We start from the raw sequence: 20,319 nt of genomic DNA on the forward strand, positions 1-20,319 counted from the left end.
CGGGTGCGCACCTCCTTGCGCCTCGCCCGTACATCGCTCCGCACCCGTAAGCGGCGATTCGCGGGCACCTTCACCGCCGTGCTGCTCGCCGTCGCGTTCCTCAGTGGCACGCTCGTCATGGGGGACACCCTGCGCGCCAGTTTCGACAGCCTGTTCGGCAGTGCGACGGCCGGTACGGACGCGGTGGTGCGCAGCGCGGACGTCATCGCCGTCTCCGGAGGCGGCCAGGGGACCCGGGAGCCGGTCGCGGCCTCGGCCGTCCGGGAGATCGAGAAGGTACCGGGCGTCGCCGCTGCCGTGCCCGTAGTCCAGGGCGCGGGGCAGCTCGTCGGCAAGGACGGCGAACCCGTGGGCGGCCAGGGGCCGCCGACCACGGCCGGGAACTGGATCACCGACCCGCAGCTGAACGCCTATCAGCTCGTCGCAGGGCGCGCCCCGAAGGCGCACGGCGAGGCCGTCGTCAACGAGAGCGCGGCGAAGGCCGGAGGGCTGCGCATCGGGGACACGACCGTGCTGCGCACCCCGGACCCGCTGCGGATCACCGTCGTCGGCCTGGCCGCCTTCGGCGGCGAGAGCGGCATGGGCCAGGCCACGTACACCGGCCTGACCCGGGCCGACGCTGAGCGGTACCTTGCTCCGGAGCCGGGGCTGGCGGCCACGATCCAGGTACGGGCCGACGACGGCGTCGGCCAGCAGCAACTCGTCGACCGGCTCGGCCCCGTACTGCCCAAGGGCGCCGAGGCGATCACCGGCCAGCAGTCGGCGGAGGAGAACCTGGACACCGTCACGGGCGCGTTCCTGACCCTGTTCACGACCCTGCTGCTGGTCTTCGCGGGCATCGCCGTGCTGGTCGCCGTGTTCTCGATCCACAACACCTTCGCCATCGTCTGGGCCCAGCGAACCCGCGAGAACGCCCTCCTGAGGACGCTGGGAGCCACCCGCGGGCAAGTCGCCGGGGCCTCGCTCACGGAGGCCGCAGCGGTCGCCCTGGCGGCGTCGCTGGCCGGTCTGCCGGCCGGCATCGGGATCGCCGCGGGGCTGCAGGCGCTCTTCCCCGCCCTCGGGTTCCCCTTCCCGGACGGTCCCTTGGCCATCAGCGCGCTCTCGATGGTGCTGCCGCTCGCCGTCGGCGTCGCGGTCTGCATGGGCTCCGCGCTGCTGCCCGCCGTACGGGCCGGACGCACCGCCCCGATGGCCGCGCTGCGCGACGTCGCCGTGGATGCCTCGGGCGCGTCCACCGGACGTGCCGTACTGGGGGCCGTTCTCGGGGTGGCCGGTATCGCGCTCACGGTGGTGGGCGCGGTCGGCACGCCCGACATCCTGCTCACCGGGACCGGCGCGGCCCTCACCGTGGCCGCGTTCGTCGTCCTCGGCCCCGTGGCGGCCTCGTACGCGGTACGGGCGCTGGGCGGGCCGCTCAGGCGGCTGCGCGGCGTCACCGGCGCCCTGGCCCAGCGCAACGCGCTGCGGTCGCCCAGGCGGACCGCGGCGACCGCCACCGCCCTGATGATCGGCGTCGCGGTGGTCGGTGTCTTCACGGTCTTCGCCGCCTCGCTGCGGACGACGATGGACCGGGCCGTGGACCGGGCGTTCGCGGGCGATGTCGCGGTGAGCACGCCGGCGTTCGGGTCCGGGGGCAGCGGCCTGAGCCCGCGGCTCGCGCCGGTGCTGGACCGGCTGCCCGAGGTGGACACGGCACTCGGGCTGGGCCGCGGAGTGGCCCGGGTGGACGGGGCCGGGCGCCAGTTGACGGTCACCGACCCCGCGCGGCTGCCTGCTGTGCTGGACCTGGGCGGCGTGGAGGGCTCGCTCGCGGATCTCGGGCCGGCCGGTCTGGCCGTCTCCAAGGACGAGGCGGAGAAGCGGCACTGGAGTACTGGCAGCACCGTGCGGCTCGGCTTCACGGACGGCGACCGGCGCACGTTCACCGTACGCGCCGTCTACAACGAGAACGGGCTCGCGGGCGACTACGTGGTCAGCCGCGCCGCCTGGGAGCCGCATCGCGTCCAGGACGCCGACACGGTCGTGGCCGTCACCTTGAAGGACGGGGTGTCACTCGATACGGGCAAGGCGGCGGTGGACAAGGTGGCGCGGGCGTACGGCGCCCCCGAGGTGCAGACCCGCGCCGAGTACGCCGAGTCCTCCGCGAGCGGCATCGACCAGATGCTCACGCTCGTCTACGCGCTCCTCGCGCTGGCCGTCGTCATCGCCCTGCTGGGCATCGCCAACACGCTCACCCTGGCGCTGCACGAACGGACCAGGGAACTGGGGCTGCTGCGGGCGGTCGGGCAGAGCCGGGCGCAGCTGCGGGCCATGGTGCGCTGGGAGTCGGTCCTGGTCGCCGCCTTCGGTACGGCGGGCGGGCTGCTGCTGGGCGGCTTCCTGGGCTGGGCGCTGGTCCGCGCTTCGGACAGCGCGGGCAACAGCGCCTTCACGCTGCCACCTGAGCAGCTGGCCGTGGTGGCACTGGTGGGCGTGACAGCGGGCGCACTGGCAGGGCTGCGGCCGGCCCGCCGCGCGGCCCGGCTGGACGTCCTGCGGGCGATCGCCACGGAGTGAGCCCTACGGACGGGCGCAGCTCTCGGCCATACGGACAGGGGCAGCTCGCGTCCATACAGGCGGGCGCAGCTCGTGTCCGTACGGACGGCTGAGCGCCCGGCCCCTCGGGGACCGGGCGCTCAGCCCACTCGTGCGCCGCGTGCGGGTGCGCGCACTCCGCTGCTCGCTTCGGCGCGCTCCGTCTCCGGCGGTTCCGGCAGACATGTGAGCGCGTGGCCCGGCTCCTCGAGGCCACGGGTGAGCGCCGGGAGCGTGAACCACACGACCTTGCCGGTGTCCTCCGGGCGGGCGCCCCAGCTCTCGCTCAGCTCCGCGATCAGGGTCAGCCCGCGGCCCCCGGTATCCAGAGGCCCGGCCACCGCGGGCTTCGGCAGCCGGGGATCGAGATCGCGCACCGACACCGTCAACTGGTCCAGCAGGACCGACAGTTCGACCGTGCACTGCTTGCTGGGCAGGGCGTGCTGGTGGACGTTGGCCAGCAGCTCCGTCACCCCGAGCGTCGCGGGGTCGATCAAGGCGTCGAGGCGCCAGTAACGAAGCTGTGCCGATACGATTCTGCGCATCTGGCCGATGCGTGCCGGCAGGGCTTGGAGCTCCACCGCGCAGTGCCTGCTGGGCTGCCTGATCACGACCGCGACTCCCCTGATGAGGCCGGGCGCGCCCGCCGCTACGGAAACGCGAGGACCGGGTCCGGCGATGTCCCGTTCACCTCGAGTCACCAGTGGCGAACTCTCGGTGATGCGAGTCAGTCCAGGGTCGGCCCGCTCCCGTACTCCCGCAACCGCAGAGGGTCCGCAACCCCAGCGCGTCCCACCGGTCTTCACCCGAATGCAGTCGCCGTGCCGCCGACCGCCGACCCGTACGGTCCCCGCGCCGGCTCCTGTACGGTCCGCAGGCGCGGCCGTCCGGGCGTATCCGTCCGTCGCTCCGGTACGGCGTCAGGTGCGGGCGCCGGCGGCCCGGACGGCGTCCAGGAAGCGCTCGGGGGCGCCCATGGTCAAGGAGTAGCGATGGCCGTTGAGCGTGGCGAACGCGCGGTCACGGGCCAGCAGCCACGGCCGGTGGGCCTGGACCGACGTCAGCGGTGCGCTGTCGATCTCCGTGCCGTAGCTCGTCAGCAGTGCCAGCCTGCCGTCCTTGATGATGACCTGACCCGCTCGGGTCAGCGACCGCAGCCAGCGCTCGATGCGCACACCGGTCGCGTTGAACTCCGGCTCCCTCATGGAGCACCGCCTCCTCACGCACCTGGCGACGGGAAAGGCCCGCGCCCTTCCTGAAGTCTGCCCGGATCGCGGCCCGGGCACCAGTTCCCCTGGTCGCGAGCCTGCGAACACCAGTACCCCGAGGGCTCCTTGGGGGTTCTCAAAGGGTCGTTTATGCAGGTGAGGAGCGTGTGGCGGATGGTTATGATCGAGCTGGGCCCGGCGGTCACGGCGGGCCGGGACGACCGCGAGGAGCACGTCGATGAGTACCGCACAGCACACGGACGGGCGGGACGACGGCCTCGCGGGTGCCGGCGACCGGTCCTGCGACCTCCCGGCGCCCCCCGGGGGCGCGCCCCTGCCGACCCTTGATGTCGACCGCACCGACCCCGATTACCGTGGCTGGCTCAAGGAAGCCGTGCGCAAGGTCCAGGCGGACGCCAACCGCAGCGCCGACACCCACCTGCTGCGCTTCCCGCTGCCCGAGCAGTGGGGCATCGATCTGTACCTGAAGGACGAGTCGACGCATCCCACCGGCAGCCTGAAGCACCGCCTCGCCCGCTCCCTCTTCCTCTACGGGCTGTGCAACGGCTGGATCCGCCCCGGCAAGCCGGTCATCGAGGCGTCCAGCGGCTCCACCGCCGTCTCCGAGGCGTACTTTGCGAAGCTCATCGGGGTGCCGTTCATCGCGGTGATGCCCGCGACGACCAGCCGCGAGAAGACCCGCCTGATCGAGTTCCACGGCGGCACCTGCCACCTGGTCGCCGACCCGCGGACCGTGTACGACGTCTCCGCCCGGCTCGCGGCCGAGACCGGCGGGCACTACATGGACCAGTTCACCTACGCCGAGCGGGCCACGGACTGGCGCGGCAACAACAACATCGCCGAATCGATCTTCCAGCAGCTGCGCCTGGAGCGGTACCCGGACCCGGCATGGATCGTGGCCACCGCGGGCACCGGCGGTACCTCGGCGACCATCGCCCGCTACGTGCACTACATGCAGCGCGACACCCGGGTGTGCGTCGCCGACCCGGAGAACAGCTGTTTCTTCGACGGCTGGCTGAACGGCGACGCCGAGACGGACTGCCGCACCGCCTCCCGTATCGAGGGCATCGGGCGGCCGCGGATGGAGCCCAGCTTCGTGCCCGGCGCGATCGACCGGATGATGAAGGTGCCGGACGCGGCGAGCGTGGCGGCCGTACGGGCGCTGGAGACCGCCATCGGGCGCAAGGCGGGCGGCTCGACGGGCACGGGGCTGTGGAGCGCGCTGAAGATCGTCTCCGAGATGGTCGCCGCGGACCGTACGGGCTCGGTGGTCACACTTCTGTGCGACCCCGGCGACCGTTACCTCGACAAGTACTACTCCGACGCCTGGCTGGCCGAGCAGGGGCTGGACATCACGCCGTACGCCCGGACCCTGGAGACCTTCCTCGCCGAGGGCACCTGGCCGGCGTGAGGCGCCCGCTGCGGGGCTCGCCGGCGGCCGGACCGCCCGAGCCCCGACGCGTCGCTCACACGCCGCTGAGGCGCCGCTCAGCCGTCGCCGAGGCGCCGTTCACACGCCGACGAGGCGCCGGTCCAGCTGCCGCATCGAGTCGCGGAACACGCGGCCCAGCATCGGGCGGCTCAGCTGCATCAGCGAGCGGAACGGCGCCGGGCCGTCGGCGGCGAACGTCCAGCGCACGAGCGTGCCGCCGGGCGCCGGAGTGAGCCGCCAGTCCTCCAGAAGGGCGCGCAGGCCCGGCGCGTTGGTCTCGTCGACGCGGTAGGCGTAGTGCTCGGGGCGCTCGGCGGCCAGGATGCTCTCGAGGAAGCGGGTGCCGCCCGTCAGCCGGACCGAGCGGCCCTTCCCGCCGTCGGTCGGGGTGATCCGCGAGACCCCGGTGAACCATACGCACCAGGAGCCGACGTCGTCCGCGAGCGCGGCGTACACCGCTTCGGGGGGCGCGGAGAGCTCGGCCGCGAAGACCATCCGCAGCGGCGCGGACTCGGCGAAGTCGAGCCCGACAGGGCTCAGTCGGTGCGTCATGGGACGAGCACCCCCTACACACAGTGATGGGATCAGGACCGACCGTCGAACAATCCGGCGTCGCACACCATAGCTGGGGCCTCGTCAGATGTCTGCGTCGTCTTCCGGCTCACCGGCCACCACCAGCCGCGGGGGCAACTCCGCGAACTCCGCCCGGACGTGCGCCGGCAGACCGGGATCGGTGACCAGCACGTCCACCTGGTCCAGCGAAGCGAACGAACTCAGGCCCACGGTCCCCCACTTCGTGTGGTCCGCGACCACCACGACCCGCCGCGCCGACCGCACGAAGTGGCGGTTGGTCTCCGCCTCGGCGAGATTCGGCGTCGACAGCCCGGCCTCGACGGATATGCCGTGCACCCCGAGGAAGAGCGCATCGAAGTGCAGCGAGCGGATCGCGGCGTCGGCCACCGGGCCGACCAGCGTGTCCGAGGGCGTACGAACGCCGCCTGTGAGCACGACTGTCGCCGCTCCGGGGCGCGGGCCGCCGGAGCCGGCCGCCGCCCGCTGCGCGGCGTAGAACACATCGGCCACCCGGACCGAATTCGTCACCACGGTCAGGTCCGGCACGTCCAGCAGCTGATGGGCCAGCGCGAACGCCGTCGTGCCGCCCGCCAGCGCGATCGCGCTGCCCGGGGCCGCCATCTGGGCCGCCGCCTCGGCGATGGCCTCCTTCGCCGACAGCTCCAGAGAGGACTTGGCCTCGAACCCCGGTTCGTGCGCGCTCGGCTCGCTCACGGGGACGGCGCCGCCGTGCACCTTCTCCACGACGCCCTGGCGGGCCAGCGCGTCCAGGTCCCGACGGACCGTCATGTCCGAGACGCTCAGCTTGCGGGTCAGCTCATTGACGCGGACACCGCCGCGGCGCCGCACTTCGTCGAGGATCAGGGCACGCCGCTGCTCGGCGAGGAGGTTCTGGTTGTCACTCACCCGGCCTGTCCCTTCGTCCCGGCTCACGGCGCGCCCCAGGTCACAAGAGCGCTGCTGTTCGGGGACATCCTCGCACGAGGCACTGACAGTGACTGCCCGGACCGTGTGGGGTGGATGCAGCGCTCCGGCGGGCAAGAAAGAATCCGGGACGCACATCGACGTACGGACATCGGGGGAAGCACAGTGGACACTACGTACCGGTCCTCACCCGCAGCCACGACGGATCCGGGCGGAGACGAGGGCGCCGCCGCGCACAGACCACGCCGGATCGCTCTCGAACTGCTGGTGCACGGTGTCGGCGGCACCACACCTGCGGAGATGCTCGACGACCCCCGGGTCGTGCGCGTCACCGGTGACGACACCGCCGCCATCTACCGCCGCGCCACGGACGCGTACGCCGAGGAGCGCCCCGTTGAGGAGCGCGACGGCGACCCCGAGGAGCCGGTCCGCGAGGCGTACTGCTGGTCCAACCTCACCTCGGGCAACGGCAGCCGCGCCCTCTGGCTGATCCTGCTGCCCTTCATGGTCGCGAACCTCGCGCACTGGATGCGCCCCGCGGCCCCGCGCGGCCACCCTGCCCAGCGCCTCTACGACGTCCTCGTACGCATCCTGGCGCTCACCCTCACGGTGCTGCTCGCCGCCGGTGCCTGCGAGGTGGCGCTGGACCTGCTCGCCTGGCAGTGCGCGGGCAGCCTCTCGTGCTCGGCGGACCGCTCCTGGCTCGGTTTCCTCAGCACCGCGCACGACGGCTGGTGGAGCCTGCCGGGCCGCCGCCTCGTCGTCGCGAGCGCCTTTCCGCTGCTTCTCGTGGGCCTGCTGTGGTGGCTCTCGCACCGCACCTGGAGCGCGTACGAGTCCGCTTCACCGCCGCCGCGCCGCCCCGGCACCTCCCGCGACACGCCGCCCTCCGAGCGCCCCACGCTGTGCCTGGACGGCTTCTGGTACGGCCGCCGGGTCGTCGCCCGGCTGCGTTCCGCGCACGCCGCGGCGGGGCTGCTCACCATCGCCACCGCGCTGCTCCTGACCGCGCACGACGCCGACGGTCGGCCCGGCTCCGACGCGTGGCTGCGCTGGACCGGGTACGCGCTGGCCACGCTGGTCGCCGCCCTTGCGGTACTCAGCGTGGTCATCGTCTGCCGCACCGCGCGCAGCGAGGCGGAGCCCGACGTGGAGACCGACCGGCCGATCGTCAGGTGCCTCCCGTACGCCGCGCTCGGCGCCCTGGCCCTGACGGCCCTGCACACCGGCTGGGTGCGCCCCGGCTGGACCTCCGCCGGGCATCTCCCGGGCGACGGCATCTTCGGGGTGCTCGCCGTCCTCCAGGGCGCGCTGGTCGTCGGGCTGCTGCTGACTGCTCAGGTGCTCCAGCGGGCCGCGCGGGGCACGGAGCGCACCGCGCTCGCGGGCCTGGCCGGCGCGTCCGTGGCGCTGCTGGCCTGCGCACTGGGCGGCGTGTTCACCGGGGGAGTGGCGCAGCGCACCGCCGACTGGCTGGACCGCGGTGCCACCCCGGGCGACGCGCACGCCCCGATGGCGGGCCCGCCCGTACTGCTCTCCTGGCAGGCATCGGTCATCCCGGTGCTGCTGATCGTCGTCGTATTGCTGGTCGTCGCGGCCGGCTTCCAGGTGCTCGCCGTCCGCCGCCAGGTCCTCTCCGACATCCCCGGGCTGTACGAGGACGAGGAGAAGCCCGACGCGCAGCGCACCAAGGGCATCGCCGGCACCATTGCCCGCGCGGGGCTCACCGACCGGGCGCCGGTGCTGATCGGCGTGATCACGGCCGTCACCTTCGTGCTCGGCACGGGTGCGGTGCTCGGTGCCCGGCTCACGGGCCTGCCGCCCGGCCGGGCGCTGGACGGCGCGCCCGCCTTCGTGGACGCCGTCGCCGAAACGGCACAGGCGCTCGGCTCCTGGCTGATGGGCGCCGGCGTCGTCCTCCTGCTGGCCATGGGGCGCCGCGCCTACAAGGACGCCTCGGCCCGCCGCACCATCGGCATACTCTGGGACGTCGGCACCTTCTGGCCGCGCGCCGCGCACCCCTTCGCGCCTCCGTGCTACGCCGAGCGGGCCGTCCCGGACCTGACCTGGCGGATGGCCACCTGGACCGAGACCCACGACGGGCGCCTGGTCCTCTCCGGGCACTCGCAGGGCAGCGTCCTCGCGGCCGCCGCCGTCTGGCAGCTGGACCCGGTGACGCGCAGCCGGGTCGCGCTGCTCACGTACGGGTCGCCGCTGGAGCGGCTGTACGGACGCTGGTTCCCGGCGTTCTTCGGGCCCGCCGCGCTCACCGGGCTGCACCGCGAGATGGGCGCCTGGCGCAACCTGTGGCGGTTCACCGACCCCATCGGCGGCCCGGTCCGCCTCACTTGTGAGGACGGTGCGGCGATCGACCGGGGGCCGCTGCGCGACCCGCTGGTCTTCGGGCGCACCCTCCAGTACCCGCTGCCCGCCCAGACCCTCGGGCACGGCGACTACCAGGCCGACCCGGAGTTCGGCACGGCCCGCGCCGAACTCCTCGCCCATCTGGCGCCCGGGATACCGCAGCAACCAGGCGAGCCGGACGCCGAGCGGGACGCCGGCCCCGGAGAGCGGCCCGCCGCTTCTCAGGGCAGCGCCGGCAGGTCCTCGGAGTAGAGGTGCGTGAGGTCGTCGGTGCTCGGGTCGGGGAGCTGCGCCACCCGGCCCGCGTGCCGTTCGACCATCGCCTCGAACGTCTGCCGGGCGGTGCGCCCGTTGCCGAACGACGGCCCCTTCGGGAGCTCGGTGAAGTACTTCAGCAGCGCCTCGGAGGTGCCGTCGGCGAGGTGGTACTCCTGCTCCTCGGCCTGCTGCCCGACGATGCGCAGCAGCTCCTCGGGGTCGTAGTCGCCGAACCTGATGGTCCGCGAGAAGCGGGAGGCGACACCGGGGTTGACCGCGAGGAAGCGCTCCATCTCGGCGGTGTAGCCCGCCACGATGACCACCACCGCCTCCCGGTGGTCCTCCATCAGCTTCACCAGGGTGTCGATCGCCTCGCGCCCGAAGTCGCGCCCGGAGTCCTCCGGGGACAGCGCGTACGCCTCGTCGATGAAGAGCACCCCGCCGCGCGCCCGGTCGAACGCCTCCTGGGTACGGATGGCCGTCGACCCGATGTGCTCACCGACCAGGTCCACCCGGGAGACCTCCACGAGGTGGCCGCGCTCCAGTACGCCCAGTGACGCCAGGATCTCGCCGTACAGCCGCGCGACGGTGGTCTTGCCCGTGCCGGGTGAGCCGGTGAAGACCAGATGGCGGCGGACCGAGGCGGCCTTCAGGCCCGCCTGCTGCCGGCGCCGCCCCACCTCGATCATGTTGATCAGGCTGCGCACCTCGCGCTTGACGCTGTCCAGGCCGACGAGCGTGTCCAGTTCGCCGAGGACCTCGTCCGACGGTCGGGTGTCCGGGACCGGCTCGGCGGCTGCCTGAGGCGGCGTGGGCGGCGCGGGGACGCCGCCCAGCAGCCCGGCCGTGCCCGCGGGCTGCGCGGCCGTCACAGGCGCCGCAGCGGCCGCCGGCGAGGGCGCGCCGGACGGGGCCGCCGCGGCCGCCGGCTGGGGCATCCGGCTCTCGTCGCTGGTGCAGTCCACCGCCGTCGGCCCGTCCTCGGCGAACTCGTAACCGCCGCGCGCGCACCGCTCCGTACGGCACCGTGTCAGCGTCGTACGGCAGCCGTCGATCACATGGAAGCCGTAGCCGGAACTGCCCGTGACCCGGCAGTTGTGGAAGGTGCCGCGGCCCTCGGCGGACACGTAGAAGCCCGCTTCGGCCGGCGTGCTGACCGTGCACCGCTCGACGTTCGGGTCGGCGCCCTTGGTGACGATCACGCCCGTCTGGGTGTCCTCGATCGTGCAGCCCGAGAGCGTGCCGCCGCTGCCGTGGTCGCGGAACCACGCGCCGGTCGCGGCCTCCCGGATGCGGCAGTCGTCGAGCTGTACGGTCGCGCCGTCGCTGACCGAAACGGCGGTGTTCCGTACCTGCGCGAGATCGGAATCGACCACATCCGCCCGCGAGCCGCGATCCAGCACGAAGAGCGCGTCCGGCACGTCGTGCACCCGGGTCGAGTCCAGGACGGCCGTCGCGCCGTCGCTCACCCACACCGCCGGGTAGTCGCCCGTACTGTCGTGGATCTCGCACTGGTTGGCGTCCACCCGGGTGCCCGGGTCCCATACGGACAGGCCGTTGCGCCCGAAGTGCCGCACCCGGCTCCGGGTCAGCGTCAGCACCGAACGCGACCTCAGGTCCAGCGCGTTCTCCGGTATGTCGTGGATGTCGCAGTCGGCGACCGTGAGCACCGCGTCCGTGTCCAGAGTGACGCCGTCCGCCGAAGTGCGGTGCACCGTGCACTCGGTGAGGTGCCCGGTGGCGCGCGAGGCGACCTGCACGCCCGCGCCCTTGATCTCGTACAGCTCGCAGCCGACCGCCTCGACCGCGCTGCCCTCGCCGTTCACCGCCAGGCCGGCGCCGCTCGTGTGGTGCACCCGGCAGCGCTCCAGCCGTGGATGCGCCCCGCCGCGCACCGCCACGCCCGTCTGTCCGGCAGCCAGTACCTCGCACTCCTCGAAGACGCCGCCCGCCCCGTCCAGCACGCTGATGCCCACGCCGCCCGGATTGTCGACCGTGCAGCGCCGCACCGTGGGCCGGGCGCCGCCCCGCACCTCGATGCCGGTCGCGGACCGCGTCACCACGCGCAGCCCCGTGAGCTCCGGTGCGCCGTCCTCCACCAGGAGTGCGGGCGCCGCCGAGTCCTGCGCCTCCACGTGCAGGTCCTGCAGGGTCGCCGAGGCCCGTACGGTCAGCGCCACGCCGTCGGCGGGCGCGATCCGCACCGAGCCGCGCGCCCCGTCGGGCCCGCGCAGCGTCACCGCCCGGCACAGCACGAGGTTCTCCCGGTACGTGCCCGCCGCGACGGTCAGCACATCGCCGTCCCCGGCTGCTTCGAGGGCGGCGGCCAGGGAGCTGTACTCCCCTGTGCGACGCCGCCAGCGCGACGTCCCGGAGTGCGTGACCTGGACCGAGCCCTGTGCCATGGCGATGTCGTGTCCCCACCTCGTGCGGCTGATTCCGGCCCGCGGTGGTACGCGCGGATATGTCCGCGTACGGGCTGCGCAGGCCCCAGCCGATCGGCTGGCTGCACCACCGTAGCGCGCTCGGCGTACGGCAGTTGACGTGGTTGGTACCTCGTCCTACGGGCGGTGGCGCACTCCGCGCCCTGTGGGCGGCGCGTGCTCAGCTGCCGGCGCCGGCCCGTCCCCAGTCCTGGCCCGCGCGCTCCCACGCCTCGTCCCAGCGGCGGTACCGGTGGTGCATCAGCCGCCACAGCACCAGCCTGCGGCCGCCCTCGACCGCGGCGCCGGCCAGCGCCGCCGCGCCCAGGCCGGCGAGCACCGCGTGGGAGTTCGCCGTCGAGATGTCCATCGGACGGGGCATGACCCGGCCGCGGCCGTCGGTCCAGATCCGGAAGCGGTCGCCGGGCACCACCGGACGCGGCGCCGCGACGATCCCGATGTGCCGGCTGCCGTCCACGCCGCGCCAATTGGCCAGAACCTTGCGGTGCGCGTCGCGCTGTGTGGCCGTCTCGGGGTCGGGGTCCACGGGGGGATGCGGCAGCAGCCGGTCCACCTGGACCCGCACCAGGTGCCGTTGGGCGTGCTGGGTCCGTACGGTGTCCCGGAGCGTGTCACCGGCCGTCCGGGCGGTCGCCCAGCCGGCGGCCGAGGCCCCGAACGCGATCAGGAGGGCGGCGCCCAGCGCCAGCCACGCCTCGGCGAGATCGGTCCTGCGCCGCAGCGGATTGCGCCGCCAACGCCACAGTCCACTCATCGCTCGCACGGTCCGGCACCCCCTTCCGTGTCCGTAACTACCTCATTGCGGGCCCTTCATGCGCGGTGTTCATGAAGCGCGAGCAAAATCACGGACTCGTACGGACCGCCACTCTATCGCCGCCGCGTGCACCTGCCGCGGGCCGCCATGGGTGATGGGTGCGCGGCGGAGAGGCCGGGAGAGGGCCGCCGGCGTGCGCGAGGTGGCCTGGGGTGCCGGAGGTCGTTCAAGAGCGTCCAGCGGCCGTCCAGGGGCCTTCCCGCGGGTGTTTCAGTGGACCCGTACCGCCAGTGTGACCACCGCGCCGGCCGCCGCGCCCGCGGCGATCGTCAGCCGGTCGGCGACCAGCCGCGCCATCCACAGCCCACGCCCCGTGGGCGCGCCGTCCAGGCCCGGCAGCAGCTCGGGGATCACGGCCTCCGTGAAGCCCGGGCCCGAGTCGATGACCAGGCACTCCAGTTCGTCGCCGACCCGGCGCAGGACCAGCCGGCCGCTGCCGCCCGCGTGCTCGACGGCGTTACCGGCCACCTCGTCCACCGCCAGCACGAACTCCCCGCGCCGCGGCTCGGCCAGGCCCTCACGGGCCGCGCACTCCTCGACGAGCAGCCGCACCTGCGGGAGCAGCCGGGCGGTGAAGCGCCGCTGCAGCAGGTACTTGACGCTCGGTTCGTCGTCGGCGCCGCCCTGGGAACGAGCGGACTCGGGGATCAGCACGGTCGCGTCACCTCCGACAGCGTCAGCCGCGAAATCGATGCCGCTCCCAGCCGCTGGAGCGTGCGGAGCTGTACCGGGTCGCCCCGGACCTCGACCCGGGAGAGGCCGTTCGCCCCCTGGACGAGCGTGAGCAGGCCCGCGGCGCAGCCGACCGACAGGAAGTGCAGCCGGCTCAGGTCGAGGGTGAGTCTGCCCGCAGCCGCGGCCTGCGCCAGGGCGAGCTCCAGGGCGGTGAGGAACGGCTGCTTCGTCGCGGCGTCGGCCTCACCGACGAAGCGCAGCGCGCCGTCCGGTGCCCGCTCCGAGTGCAGCGCGCCGAGCTGTTCAAGGAGGTTGCGGGGGTGCGCCTCAGCCATGGCGGTCAGCACCTCCGGCGCGAACCAGCGCCGGTCGTACGCGCAGATCTCGCTGTACGGGCGGCCCTTGAAGAGATCGTCGGCGTTCGACTCGCGGTGCATCATCGTGTGCACGTCCGCGCCGAGGTCCGGCACCCAGTGCATGTCGATGAACGCCCGCAGGCCCGTGTACCCCTCCGCGACGGCCTGCGCGGTCTCCTCGCGCAGCCGGCTCCACTGCCGGTCGGCCGTGAAGGCCGGGTCGGGACTGATGAGCCGGCGCATGCTGCTGAGCACCAACTGGCCCCTGATACGGGCCGTCGCCGTCGTGCGGTTGGGGAAGTCCAGCCGCGCCAGGACCTCTTCCTCGGGCAGGCCGGGGCGCGGGAAGACGATCACCCGCTCGCCGCGGGCCAGGCCGAGCCGGGTGAAGGCCGTGAGGACGTCCCAGCGGATCTCGTCGTCGTCGTAACTGACGAAAGCGTGATCGCCGGGGCGCATCTGATGCACCGGGATGACGCGGTCGCGCGTCGAGTCCCCGGCAGGAATGGGCACGTGAATCTCCCTGTCGCCACCGCAATGCGGTCACCTTATGCAGCCCGGACAGGGCCCCGCAACGCGCTGGACGGGGGCAGCACCGCCGGGACGGCGGGAGCGGGGCGCGGCGGTGCGCGGAAACGGGGTGGCGGCTGCGTAAGAACACGTGCTGACGTCAGCTCAGGACCTCGAAGGGGTCGCCGGCACGGAGTGTGCCGCGCGACTCCGGTATGAGGTTCTGCCCGAACACCAGGTCGTCGCCGAAGCGGCGGTGGCGGGCGAGCGTGCGCAGCGGCTCCTTGCCGCGCTCGGCGGTGCGCTGGTCGGTGGTGGTCACCACGCAGCGGCCGGACGGCTTGGCGACCCGGAAGGTGATCTCGCCGATCCGCACCCGCTGCCAGCCGTCCTCGGCCCAGGGGGCGGTGCCCTCGATGACGACGTTCGGCCGGAAGCGGTCCATGGGCAGCGGGCCCTCGTCGGCGTGGTCGCCCTGGGCGATGAGGGAGTTGAGCGCGTCCAGCGAGGACGACGTGGTGAGCAGCAGCGGGAAGGCGTCGGCGAAGCTCACCGTGTCACCGGGCTGCGCGAAGTCCTGGTCCACGGACCGGCGCACGGCCGGGTCGTCCATGTGAACCAGCGTGACCTCGGTGCCCAGGTACGTACTGAACCACTCGGCGGCCTCCGCGGACGCGGGCACGGCGTCCACCTTGTCCCGCCAGACCTGCACCGGCACGGTCGCGCCGGGGGCAGGAACCTCCACGGACAGGTCCTGCATCCCCGGCGCGCTGAGCCCGATTCCCCCGTCGGGCCGCGCCTCCGCGACGGCCAGCGCCAGCCGCGGCCGGGACCGCTGCGTGACATGCCGCCGCTCCTCGTCGACCAGCAGCCAGCGCCGGTCCCCGGCCAGGCCCCATGGCTCCACGGCGGCCGAGCCGGGGGAGGTCCCCGCAAGAGACTTCACCGGATACAGCTGGAGGGCACGGAGGCGCGAGTTCGGCATGTGCCCATCCTGCCAGCCGGGTCGGACATTTGACCGGGCGGCCGGACACTTGGCCGAGCGGGCGGGTCAGTAGCCCCGCGGATGCTGCGGGCGGCCGTACGGATCCTCGTACGGAGCGGGGCGCGGCGCGACCGGGGCCGCCGGGCGCATCGCTTCGTACCCCGTGCTCATCGGGCGCCGCGGCTGCTGCTGGCCCGGGTAGCCCTGAGGGCCGGCGGCCTGCTGCGGGATGTAGGGCGTGGGCGCGGACTGCATCGGAGCCTGCTGGCCCGGGTAGCCGTGCTGGGCGGGAGCCGCGGAGGGGCCGGAGGGGAGCGCGGGCAGCGCCGGAAGGGCCGGCGACGAGTAGGACGAGGAGGACGAGCCGACGTCGTAAGGGGGCTGGACCCTGATCGGCGCGATCTGGGGTGTGCCGCGCTCGGCGACGAGGCTGTCGTAGATCGGGGTGTCCGGGAAGGAAGGCGAAGCGTAGTAGCCGCCGCCGTAGGTAGAGCGGGGGGAGGTCATGCCTCTTAAGTTAAGCCCACGATGTGCTGGTTGGGGAGCCTGAAAAGAGGGTTGTTTTACGTGTCGGTAGTGGTTGCGGTTCACCAATGTGAGCGAACTTGGGAAAATCGGTCGCCAACGCCCGTTTGAATCGTGTAAAGGGCGGCTCACTGGGAGGTGAAATCTTGCCTTCTCCGAGGCGTCCAAGGGCCGTCGGGAACCCCCTAGGTTGGGAGGGCGACGCGCCGCGAAGCGGGAGCGCGAATCCGAAGGAGGCGGCCATGTCGATGCCCAAGGGGGGCAACGCTCCGGTGGATGCCGGAGCGGTACGGATCGAGCTGAGCTGGCGCACCGGAAGCGGCGTCCCGGACGTGGACGCCTCGGCGCTGCTGCTGAGCGGCGGGAAGGTGCGCGACGACGGCGACTTCGTGTTCTACAACCAGCCGGTGCACGCTTCGGGCGCCGTGCGCCACGAGGGCAAGCGGGCCGAGCACGGTACGGGGGCCGACACCCTCTCCGTCGACCTCGCCACCGTGGAGCCGGCGGTCGAGCGGGTGATCATCGCGGCCTCGGCGGAGGGCGGAACGTTCGGGCAGGTACCCGGGCTGAGCGTCCGCGTCCTCGACGCGGCGGCCGGCGACGAGCTCGTACGGTTCGACAGCCAGGACGCCACCGTGGAGACCGCCTTCGTCCTCGGCGAGCTCTACCGGCGGCAGGGCGGCTGGAAGTTCCGCGCGGTCGGCCAGGGCTACGACAGCGGGCTCGCCGGGCTGGCCACGGACTACGGGATCAGCGTGGACGACCCTGGTACGACACCCGCGGCACCGGCGCACGATGCGTCTCAAGGTCAACCCGGTGCGTCAACTCCCGCGCCCCCGGCGCACGGCACAGGCGCGCCCGCCCCCGCCCCAGTACGCCTGTCGAAAGTCACCCTGACGAAGGAGGCGCCCGCCGTTTCGCTGACGAAGCAAGGGGGCACCTCGGGCGCGATGCGGGTGAACCTCAACTGGCAGACCCGCCCGGCGCCCTCGGGATCGGGGTGGGGCCGCAAGCTCAGCCGGGCGCTCGCCGGCCCCGCGGCCCTCGACCTCGACCTGTGCGCGCTGTACGAGCTGACCGACGGCAGCAAGGGCGTCGTACAGGCCCTGGGCAACGCCTTCGGGTCCCTGGACGCCCCGCCGTACATCCACCTCGACGGCGACGACCGCACCGGCGCCGTGGCCGCCGGCGAGAACCTCACGGTCAACCTCGACCACCAGCGCCTCATCAAGCGGATCCTGTTCTTCGTCACCATCTACGAAGGCGCGCGCAGCTTCGCCGACCTGAACGCCACGGTCACCCTCACCCCGCAGCGCGGCGCCCCCGTCGACTTCTCCCTCGACGAGTGCACCGTCCCGTCCAACGTCTGCGCCCTGGCGCTGCTCATCAACACCGGCAGCGATCTGGTCGTCCAGCGCGAGGCCCGCTATCTCGTCCCCGAGCGGGGCTTCAGCCCGCAGCGCACGGTGGACCAGGCGTACGGGTGGGGGATGCGGTGGGCACCGGGACGGAAGTAGGGCGCGCTCACGCGCCCTCGGACGCCTCTCCTGGGGCGGTGGCCCCCGCGCCCGTAGGCGGCGCCCCGTATGTCCGCCCCTTCCAGGCGGCGCCGCGCCCCCGGTAGTGCTGCACGGCCGAATCGACCGTCATCAGGAGGTACAGCAGTGCGGTGAACGGCAGCAGGGGCGCGGTCCACGGCGGCTGCCCGTAGTAGCGCAGCATCGGCAGGTACGTCCCGGCCATTACGGCCCACGCCGCGCCCCCCAGGAGCGCGGTCGGCGCGCTGCCGCCCACCGCGCCCGTGATCAGCGCGACGGGCGGCACCAGGTAGACCAGCGCGAGGCCCAGCACCGTGCCCGCCAACAGCAACGGGCTGTGCAGGAGTTGCGCGTACGCGCTGCGCGCCACCATCCGCCAGAGGTCGGCCAGGCGCGGGTACGGGCGCACGCTGTCCACGTGGTCGGCGAGTCCCAGCCAGATCCGCCCCGTGGACGGCCCCGCCCGGCCCCCGGAGCGCTTGACGGCGCGGGCCAGTGTCACGTCGTCGATCACCGCGTGCCGGATGCTCGCCGGAATCCCGGCCCGCTCGGCGGCGTCCCGGCGCAGCAGTACGCAGCCGCCCGCCGCCGCTGCGGTGCGCGCGCCCGGCCGGTTGACCCAGCGGAACGGGTACAGCTGCCCGAAGAAGTACACGAACGCCGGGACGATCAGCCGCTCCCAGAAGTCCGAAACCCGCAGTCGCGCCATCTGCGACACCAGGTCCAGATCGGCCGCGCGGGCGGCGGAGACGAGCGCGCGCAGGCTGTCCGGCCCGTGCGCGATGTCGGCGTCGGTCAGCAGCAGGTACTCCGCGTCCGTACGCTCCCGGGCGAGCGCCATGCCGTGCCGGACGGCCCAGAGCTTGCCGGTCCAGCCCGGGGCCGGCTCGCCGGGCGAGGTCACGGTCAGCGGCAGCCCGCCGTGCTCGGCGGCCAGCGTCCGGGCCAGCTCCCCGGTCCCGTCCGTACTGCCGTCGTCGACGAGGAAGACCTCGACCCGTCCCGGATACGCCTGCGCCAGCACGGACGGCAGACTCACCGGCAGTACCTCGGCCTCGTCCCGCGCGGGGACGACGACGGCCACGGAGGGCCAGGGCGCGGACGCCTCGGGGAGTCCCTGTGCGGGCCCTGGGCGGCCGTTCGGCGGCCGTTGCGCCGTGCCGGGTGGCAGGCGCACGTCCGTCCGCCAGAAGAAGCCCTGGCCCGCCAGGAGCCAGATCCACGCCACCAGAGACGCCCCAGTGATCCACGCCATCACAGCCACTCCGGCAGTCTGCCCCATGGCGCGGCGGGCCCCGGGGAACCGGCCCGGTGCGGCCCGTACCGGGGCCCGCTGAGTAAGGTGTCCGGGTGAAGATCGCACTCATGGACTCCGGCGCGGGTCTGCTCGCGGCCGCCGCGGCCGTGCGGCGGCTGCGCCCCGACGCGGGCCTCGTCCTCTCCTGCGACCCCGACGGTATGCCCTGGGGCCCGCGTACCCCCGCCGACCTCACGGAGCGCGCGCTCGCCGTCGCCAGGAACGCGGCGGCGCACAAGCCGGACGCCCTGATCGTCGCCTGCAACACCGCCTCCGTCCACGCGCTGCCCACCCTGCGCGCCGAGCTGGAGCCGGACCTGCCGGTCATCGGGACCGTCCCCGCGATCAAGCCGGCGGCGGCCGGCGGTGGCCCCGTGGCGATCTGGGCCACGCCCGCCACGACCGGCAGCCCGTACCAGCGCGGCCTCATCCAGGCCTTCGCGGCGGACATCGACGTCGCCGAGGTGCCCTGTCCGGGCCTTGCGGACGCGGTCGAGACGGCCGACGACGCGGCCATCGCCGCCGCGGTCGCCGCCGCCGCGGCGCTCACCCCACCGGACGTACGGACCGTCGTCCTCGGCTGCACGCACTACGAGCTGGTCGCCGACCGCATCAGGGAGGCGCTGCAGCGCCCGGAGGGGCCGGCGCTCACGCTGCTCGGTTCGGCCGAGGCCGTCGCCGCCCAGGCGCTCCGCCGCATCGATGCCCAGCCGGCGCCCGCGGCCACGCCCAGCGGCGAGCTGACCGTGATCCTCAGTGGGCGCACCGCCGCGCTTCCGGAGGCGGCGCTCGCCTATGAAGAGGGCAGGCTGCTCTCCGGTATCCCCGCGACCGGTGAACCGGCGGCCGCGGGACCGGCCTACTAGGAGGCGACCCCGGAGCCGCGCCGCAACGGAGTCGGCCCTCAGAGCCGCGGCGCAACGGAGTCGGCCAGGGTCGCGGCGCAACGGAGTCGGCCCGTTACGGAACGCCTCATTCGAACGATCGGCTCCGTCTCTGAACGGGCAGTCGGCGGCTCCTGTCTCATGCGTCACAGAGAGTCGCGCTGCCCGCTGCCGGGCGGAGCCGGTACGCGTACGCTGCCAAGCATGAGGGACCACCCCCAGGAGGGGGCAGCAGCCCCCGACAGCAGTGACGCCCGCCCGGCACGGCACGCCGAGCACGGTGACGGCGGTGCGCCCGCCCCCGACCGGCCGTCCGCAGGGCCTCATGACGCGCGGGACGACTCACCGTGCGCCTCCGTGCCCGAGGTGTGGCACGGGCGCGCGACCAATCGCCTCCAGTGGCTCCTGGCCGCCATCGGCGCGGCCTGTATGGCCCTGGGCATCGAGCTGGCGGTCGACAATGCCTGGTCGGCGGGGCTCGCACCCCTGGTGATGGCCGTCGTCGGCTGTGTCGCCGCCGGCCTGCTCGTCCTCTTCGGCACGCTCGCCTTCGTGCACGTCGCCGTACGGGTCGACAAGGACTGCCTGGAAGTGCGCTGCGGGCACATGGGCCTGCCGCGCCGCCGCATCCCGCTCTCGCACGTCGTCGACGTCGACTTCGCGCCCCGCGTCACGCCCTGCCACTGGGGCGGCTGGGGCTACCGCTGGCGCCCGGAACAGGGCACGGGGGTGATCGTGCGCCGCGGTGAGGCGGTGATCCTGCGGCTCGGCGACGGCCGCACCTTCACCGTCACCGTCGACGACGCGGAGGCCGCTGTGCGCTGCATCCGCGCCCGCCTCGGCCTCCAGTCGAAGCCGGCCCGCGGGGCGGCGTAGCCGGAGGGCGCGGCCCTGCTCCCGAAGGGGCGCGCAGCCGCAATGCCCCGGAAGCGTT

Annotated in this window: 17 protein-coding genes; 6 read left to right on the plus strand and 11 right to left on the minus strand. The window is 73.6% G+C overall.

The window, feature by feature from the left end:
- The first annotated feature begins 3 nt into the window (after positions 1–3).
- On the plus strand, positions 4–2,559 hold the full coding sequence (locus AB0I82_RS21535; RefSeq protein WP_363259088.1) for an FtsX-like permease family protein: 2,556 nt from the start codon (positions 4–6) through the stop codon (positions 2,557–2,559).
- Positions 2,560–2,678: 119 nt separating this feature from the next.
- On the opposite strand, the gene AB0I82_RS21540 is transcribed toward AB0I82_RS21535, so the two are convergent.
- Together AB0I82_RS21540 and AB0I82_RS21545 are read right to left on the minus strand one after the other, a co-directional pair.
- Entirely contained in the window at positions 2,679–3,188 is a 510-nt protein-coding gene (locus AB0I82_RS21540) for an ATP-binding protein (protein WP_363258918.1), read from the minus strand.
- A 309-nt stretch (positions 3,189–3,497) separates the two neighbouring features.
- Positions 3,498–3,782 (minus strand): hypothetical protein, encoded by a 285-nt coding sequence (locus AB0I82_RS21545; RefSeq protein ID WP_363258919.1) that lies wholly within the window; start codon positions 3,780–3,782, stop codon positions 3,498–3,500.
- A 337-nt stretch (positions 3,783–4,119) separates the two neighbouring features.
- On the opposite strand from AB0I82_RS21545, the gene AB0I82_RS21550 reads away from it, so the two are divergent.
- Positions 4,120–5,217: a PLP-dependent cysteine synthase family protein gene (locus AB0I82_RS21550; protein WP_363259089.1), complete on the plus strand. Its 1,098-nt coding sequence runs from the start codon at positions 4,120–4,122 to the stop codon at positions 5,215–5,217.
- 99 nt (positions 5,218–5,316) lie between these two features.
- Here the strand turns inward: AB0I82_RS21550 and AB0I82_RS21555 are convergent, their stop codons facing one another.
- Together AB0I82_RS21555 and AB0I82_RS21560 are read right to left on the minus strand one after the other, a co-directional pair.
- Positions 5,317–5,790 carry an SRPBCC family protein gene (locus tag AB0I82_RS21555; protein ID WP_363258920.1) on the minus strand — a complete coding sequence of 158 codons (474 nt, stop codon included), beginning with the start codon at positions 5,788–5,790 and terminating at the stop codon, positions 5,317–5,319.
- 84 nt (positions 5,791–5,874) lie between these two features.
- Entirely contained in the window at positions 5,875–6,717 is an 843-nt protein-coding gene (locus tag AB0I82_RS21560; RefSeq protein WP_363258921.1) for a DeoR/GlpR family DNA-binding transcription regulator, read from the minus strand.
- A 318-nt stretch (positions 6,718–7,035) separates the two neighbouring features.
- Between AB0I82_RS21560 and AB0I82_RS21565 the strand changes: the two genes are divergently transcribed.
- Entirely contained in the window at positions 7,036–9,351 is a 2,316-nt protein-coding gene (locus AB0I82_RS21565) for a hypothetical protein (RefSeq protein ID WP_363259090.1), read from the plus strand.
- On the opposite strand, the gene AB0I82_RS21570 is transcribed toward AB0I82_RS21565, so the two are convergent.
- The 6 genes from AB0I82_RS21570 to AB0I82_RS21595 all read right to left on the minus strand — a co-directional run bounded on the left by AB0I82_RS21570 (position 9,321) and on the right by AB0I82_RS21595 (position 15,648).
- A complete protein-coding gene (locus AB0I82_RS21570) occupies positions 9,321–11,762 on the minus strand; it encodes a right-handed parallel beta-helix repeat-containing protein (RefSeq protein ID WP_363258922.1) in 2,442 nt (813 codons plus the stop codon). The two genes, AB0I82_RS21565 and AB0I82_RS21570, sit on opposite strands and share 31 nt — an antisense overlap.
- A gap of 199 nt (positions 11,763–11,961) precedes the next feature.
- Complete coding sequence (locus AB0I82_RS21575; protein WP_363258923.1) at positions 11,962–12,555, minus strand: hypothetical protein; 594 nt, start codon at positions 12,553–12,555, stop codon at positions 11,962–11,964.
- 270 nt (positions 12,556–12,825) lie between these two features.
- Positions 12,826–13,266 (minus strand): ATP-binding protein, encoded by a 441-nt coding sequence (locus AB0I82_RS21580; protein ID WP_363259091.1) that lies wholly within the window; start codon positions 13,264–13,266, stop codon positions 12,826–12,828.
- Positions 13,263–14,159 carry an MEDS domain-containing protein gene (locus tag AB0I82_RS21585; protein WP_363258924.1) on the minus strand — a complete coding sequence of 299 codons (897 nt, stop codon included), beginning with the start codon at positions 14,157–14,159 and terminating at the stop codon, positions 13,263–13,265. Before AB0I82_RS21585 ends, AB0I82_RS21580 begins: the two co-directional genes overlap by 4 nt.
- A gap of 157 nt (positions 14,160–14,316) precedes the next feature.
- Entirely contained in the window at positions 14,317–15,141 is an 825-nt protein-coding gene (locus tag AB0I82_RS21590) for an MOSC N-terminal beta barrel domain-containing protein (RefSeq protein ID WP_363258925.1), read from the minus strand.
- A 66-nt stretch (positions 15,142–15,207) separates the two neighbouring features.
- On the minus strand, positions 15,208–15,648 hold the full coding sequence (locus AB0I82_RS21595) for a DUF6643 family protein (protein WP_363258926.1): 441 nt from the start codon (positions 15,646–15,648) through the stop codon (positions 15,208–15,210).
- 260 nt (positions 15,649–15,908) lie between these two features.
- Between AB0I82_RS21595 and AB0I82_RS21600 the strand changes: the two genes are divergently transcribed.
- Positions 15,909–17,183 (plus strand): TerD family protein, encoded by a 1,275-nt coding sequence (locus AB0I82_RS21600; RefSeq protein ID WP_363258927.1) that lies wholly within the window; start codon positions 15,909–15,911, stop codon positions 17,181–17,183.
- A 7-nt stretch (positions 17,184–17,190) separates the two neighbouring features.
- Here the strand turns inward: AB0I82_RS21600 and AB0I82_RS21605 are convergent, their stop codons facing one another.
- Positions 17,191–18,459 (minus strand): glycosyltransferase, encoded by a 1,269-nt coding sequence (locus AB0I82_RS21605; protein ID WP_363258928.1) that lies wholly within the window; start codon positions 18,457–18,459, stop codon positions 17,191–17,193.
- Positions 18,460–18,554: 95 nt separating this feature from the next.
- Between AB0I82_RS21605 and AB0I82_RS21610 the strand changes: the two genes are divergently transcribed.
- Together AB0I82_RS21610 and AB0I82_RS21615 are read left to right on the plus strand one after the other, a co-directional pair.
- Entirely contained in the window at positions 18,555–19,367 is an 813-nt protein-coding gene (locus tag AB0I82_RS21610) for an aspartate/glutamate racemase family protein (protein WP_363258929.1), read from the plus strand.
- Positions 19,368–19,589: 222 nt separating this feature from the next.
- Entirely contained in the window at positions 19,590–20,261 is a 672-nt protein-coding gene (locus AB0I82_RS21615) for a hypothetical protein (RefSeq protein WP_363258930.1), read from the plus strand.
- The last annotated feature ends 58 nt before the right edge of the window (positions 20,262–20,319 follow it).

Source organism: Streptomyces sp. NPDC050315 (assembly GCF_040655775.1).
Lineage (GTDB): Bacteria > Actinomycetota > Actinomycetes > Streptomycetales > Streptomycetaceae > Streptomyces.

What these genes read in the sequence shown, in the direction of transcription:
- AB0I82_RS21545 (WP_363258919.1), bottom strand. Translation starts at nt 3,782, where the DNA reads ATGAGGGAGCCGGAGTTCAACGCGACCGGTGTGCGCATCGAGCGCTGG.
- AB0I82_RS21555 (WP_363258920.1), bottom strand. Translation starts at nt 5,790, where the DNA reads ATGACGCACCGACTGAGCCCTGTCGGGCTCGACTTCGCCGAGTCCGCG.
- AB0I82_RS21565 (WP_363259090.1), top strand. Translation starts at nt 7,036, where the DNA reads ATGCTCGACGACCCCCGGGTCGTGCGCGTCACCGGTGACGACACCGCC.
- AB0I82_RS21570 (WP_363258922.1), bottom strand. Translation starts at nt 11,762, where the DNA reads ATGGCACAGGGCTCGGTCCAGGTCACGCACTCCGGGACGTCGCGCTGG.
- AB0I82_RS21575 (WP_363258923.1), bottom strand. Translation starts at nt 12,555, where the DNA reads ATGAGTGGACTGTGGCGTTGGCGGCGCAATCCGCTGCGGCGCAGGACC.
- AB0I82_RS21590 (WP_363258925.1), bottom strand. Translation starts at nt 15,141, where the DNA reads ATGCCGAACTCGCGCCTCCGTGCCCTCCAGCTGTATCCGGTGAAGTCT.
- AB0I82_RS21595 (WP_363258926.1), bottom strand. Translation starts at nt 15,648, where the DNA reads ATGACCTCCCCCCGCTCTACCTACGGCGGCGGCTACTACGCTTCGCCT.
- AB0I82_RS21600 (WP_363258927.1), top strand. Translation starts at nt 15,909, where the DNA reads ATGTCGATGCCCAAGGGGGGCAACGCTCCGGTGGATGCCGGAGCGGTA.
- AB0I82_RS21605 (WP_363258928.1), bottom strand. Translation starts at nt 18,459, where the DNA reads ATGGCGTGGATCACTGGGGCGTCTCTGGTGGCGTGGATCTGGCTCCTG.
- AB0I82_RS21615 (WP_363258930.1), top strand. Translation starts at nt 19,590, where the DNA reads ATGAGGGACCACCCCCAGGAGGGGGCAGCAGCCCCCGACAGCAGTGAC.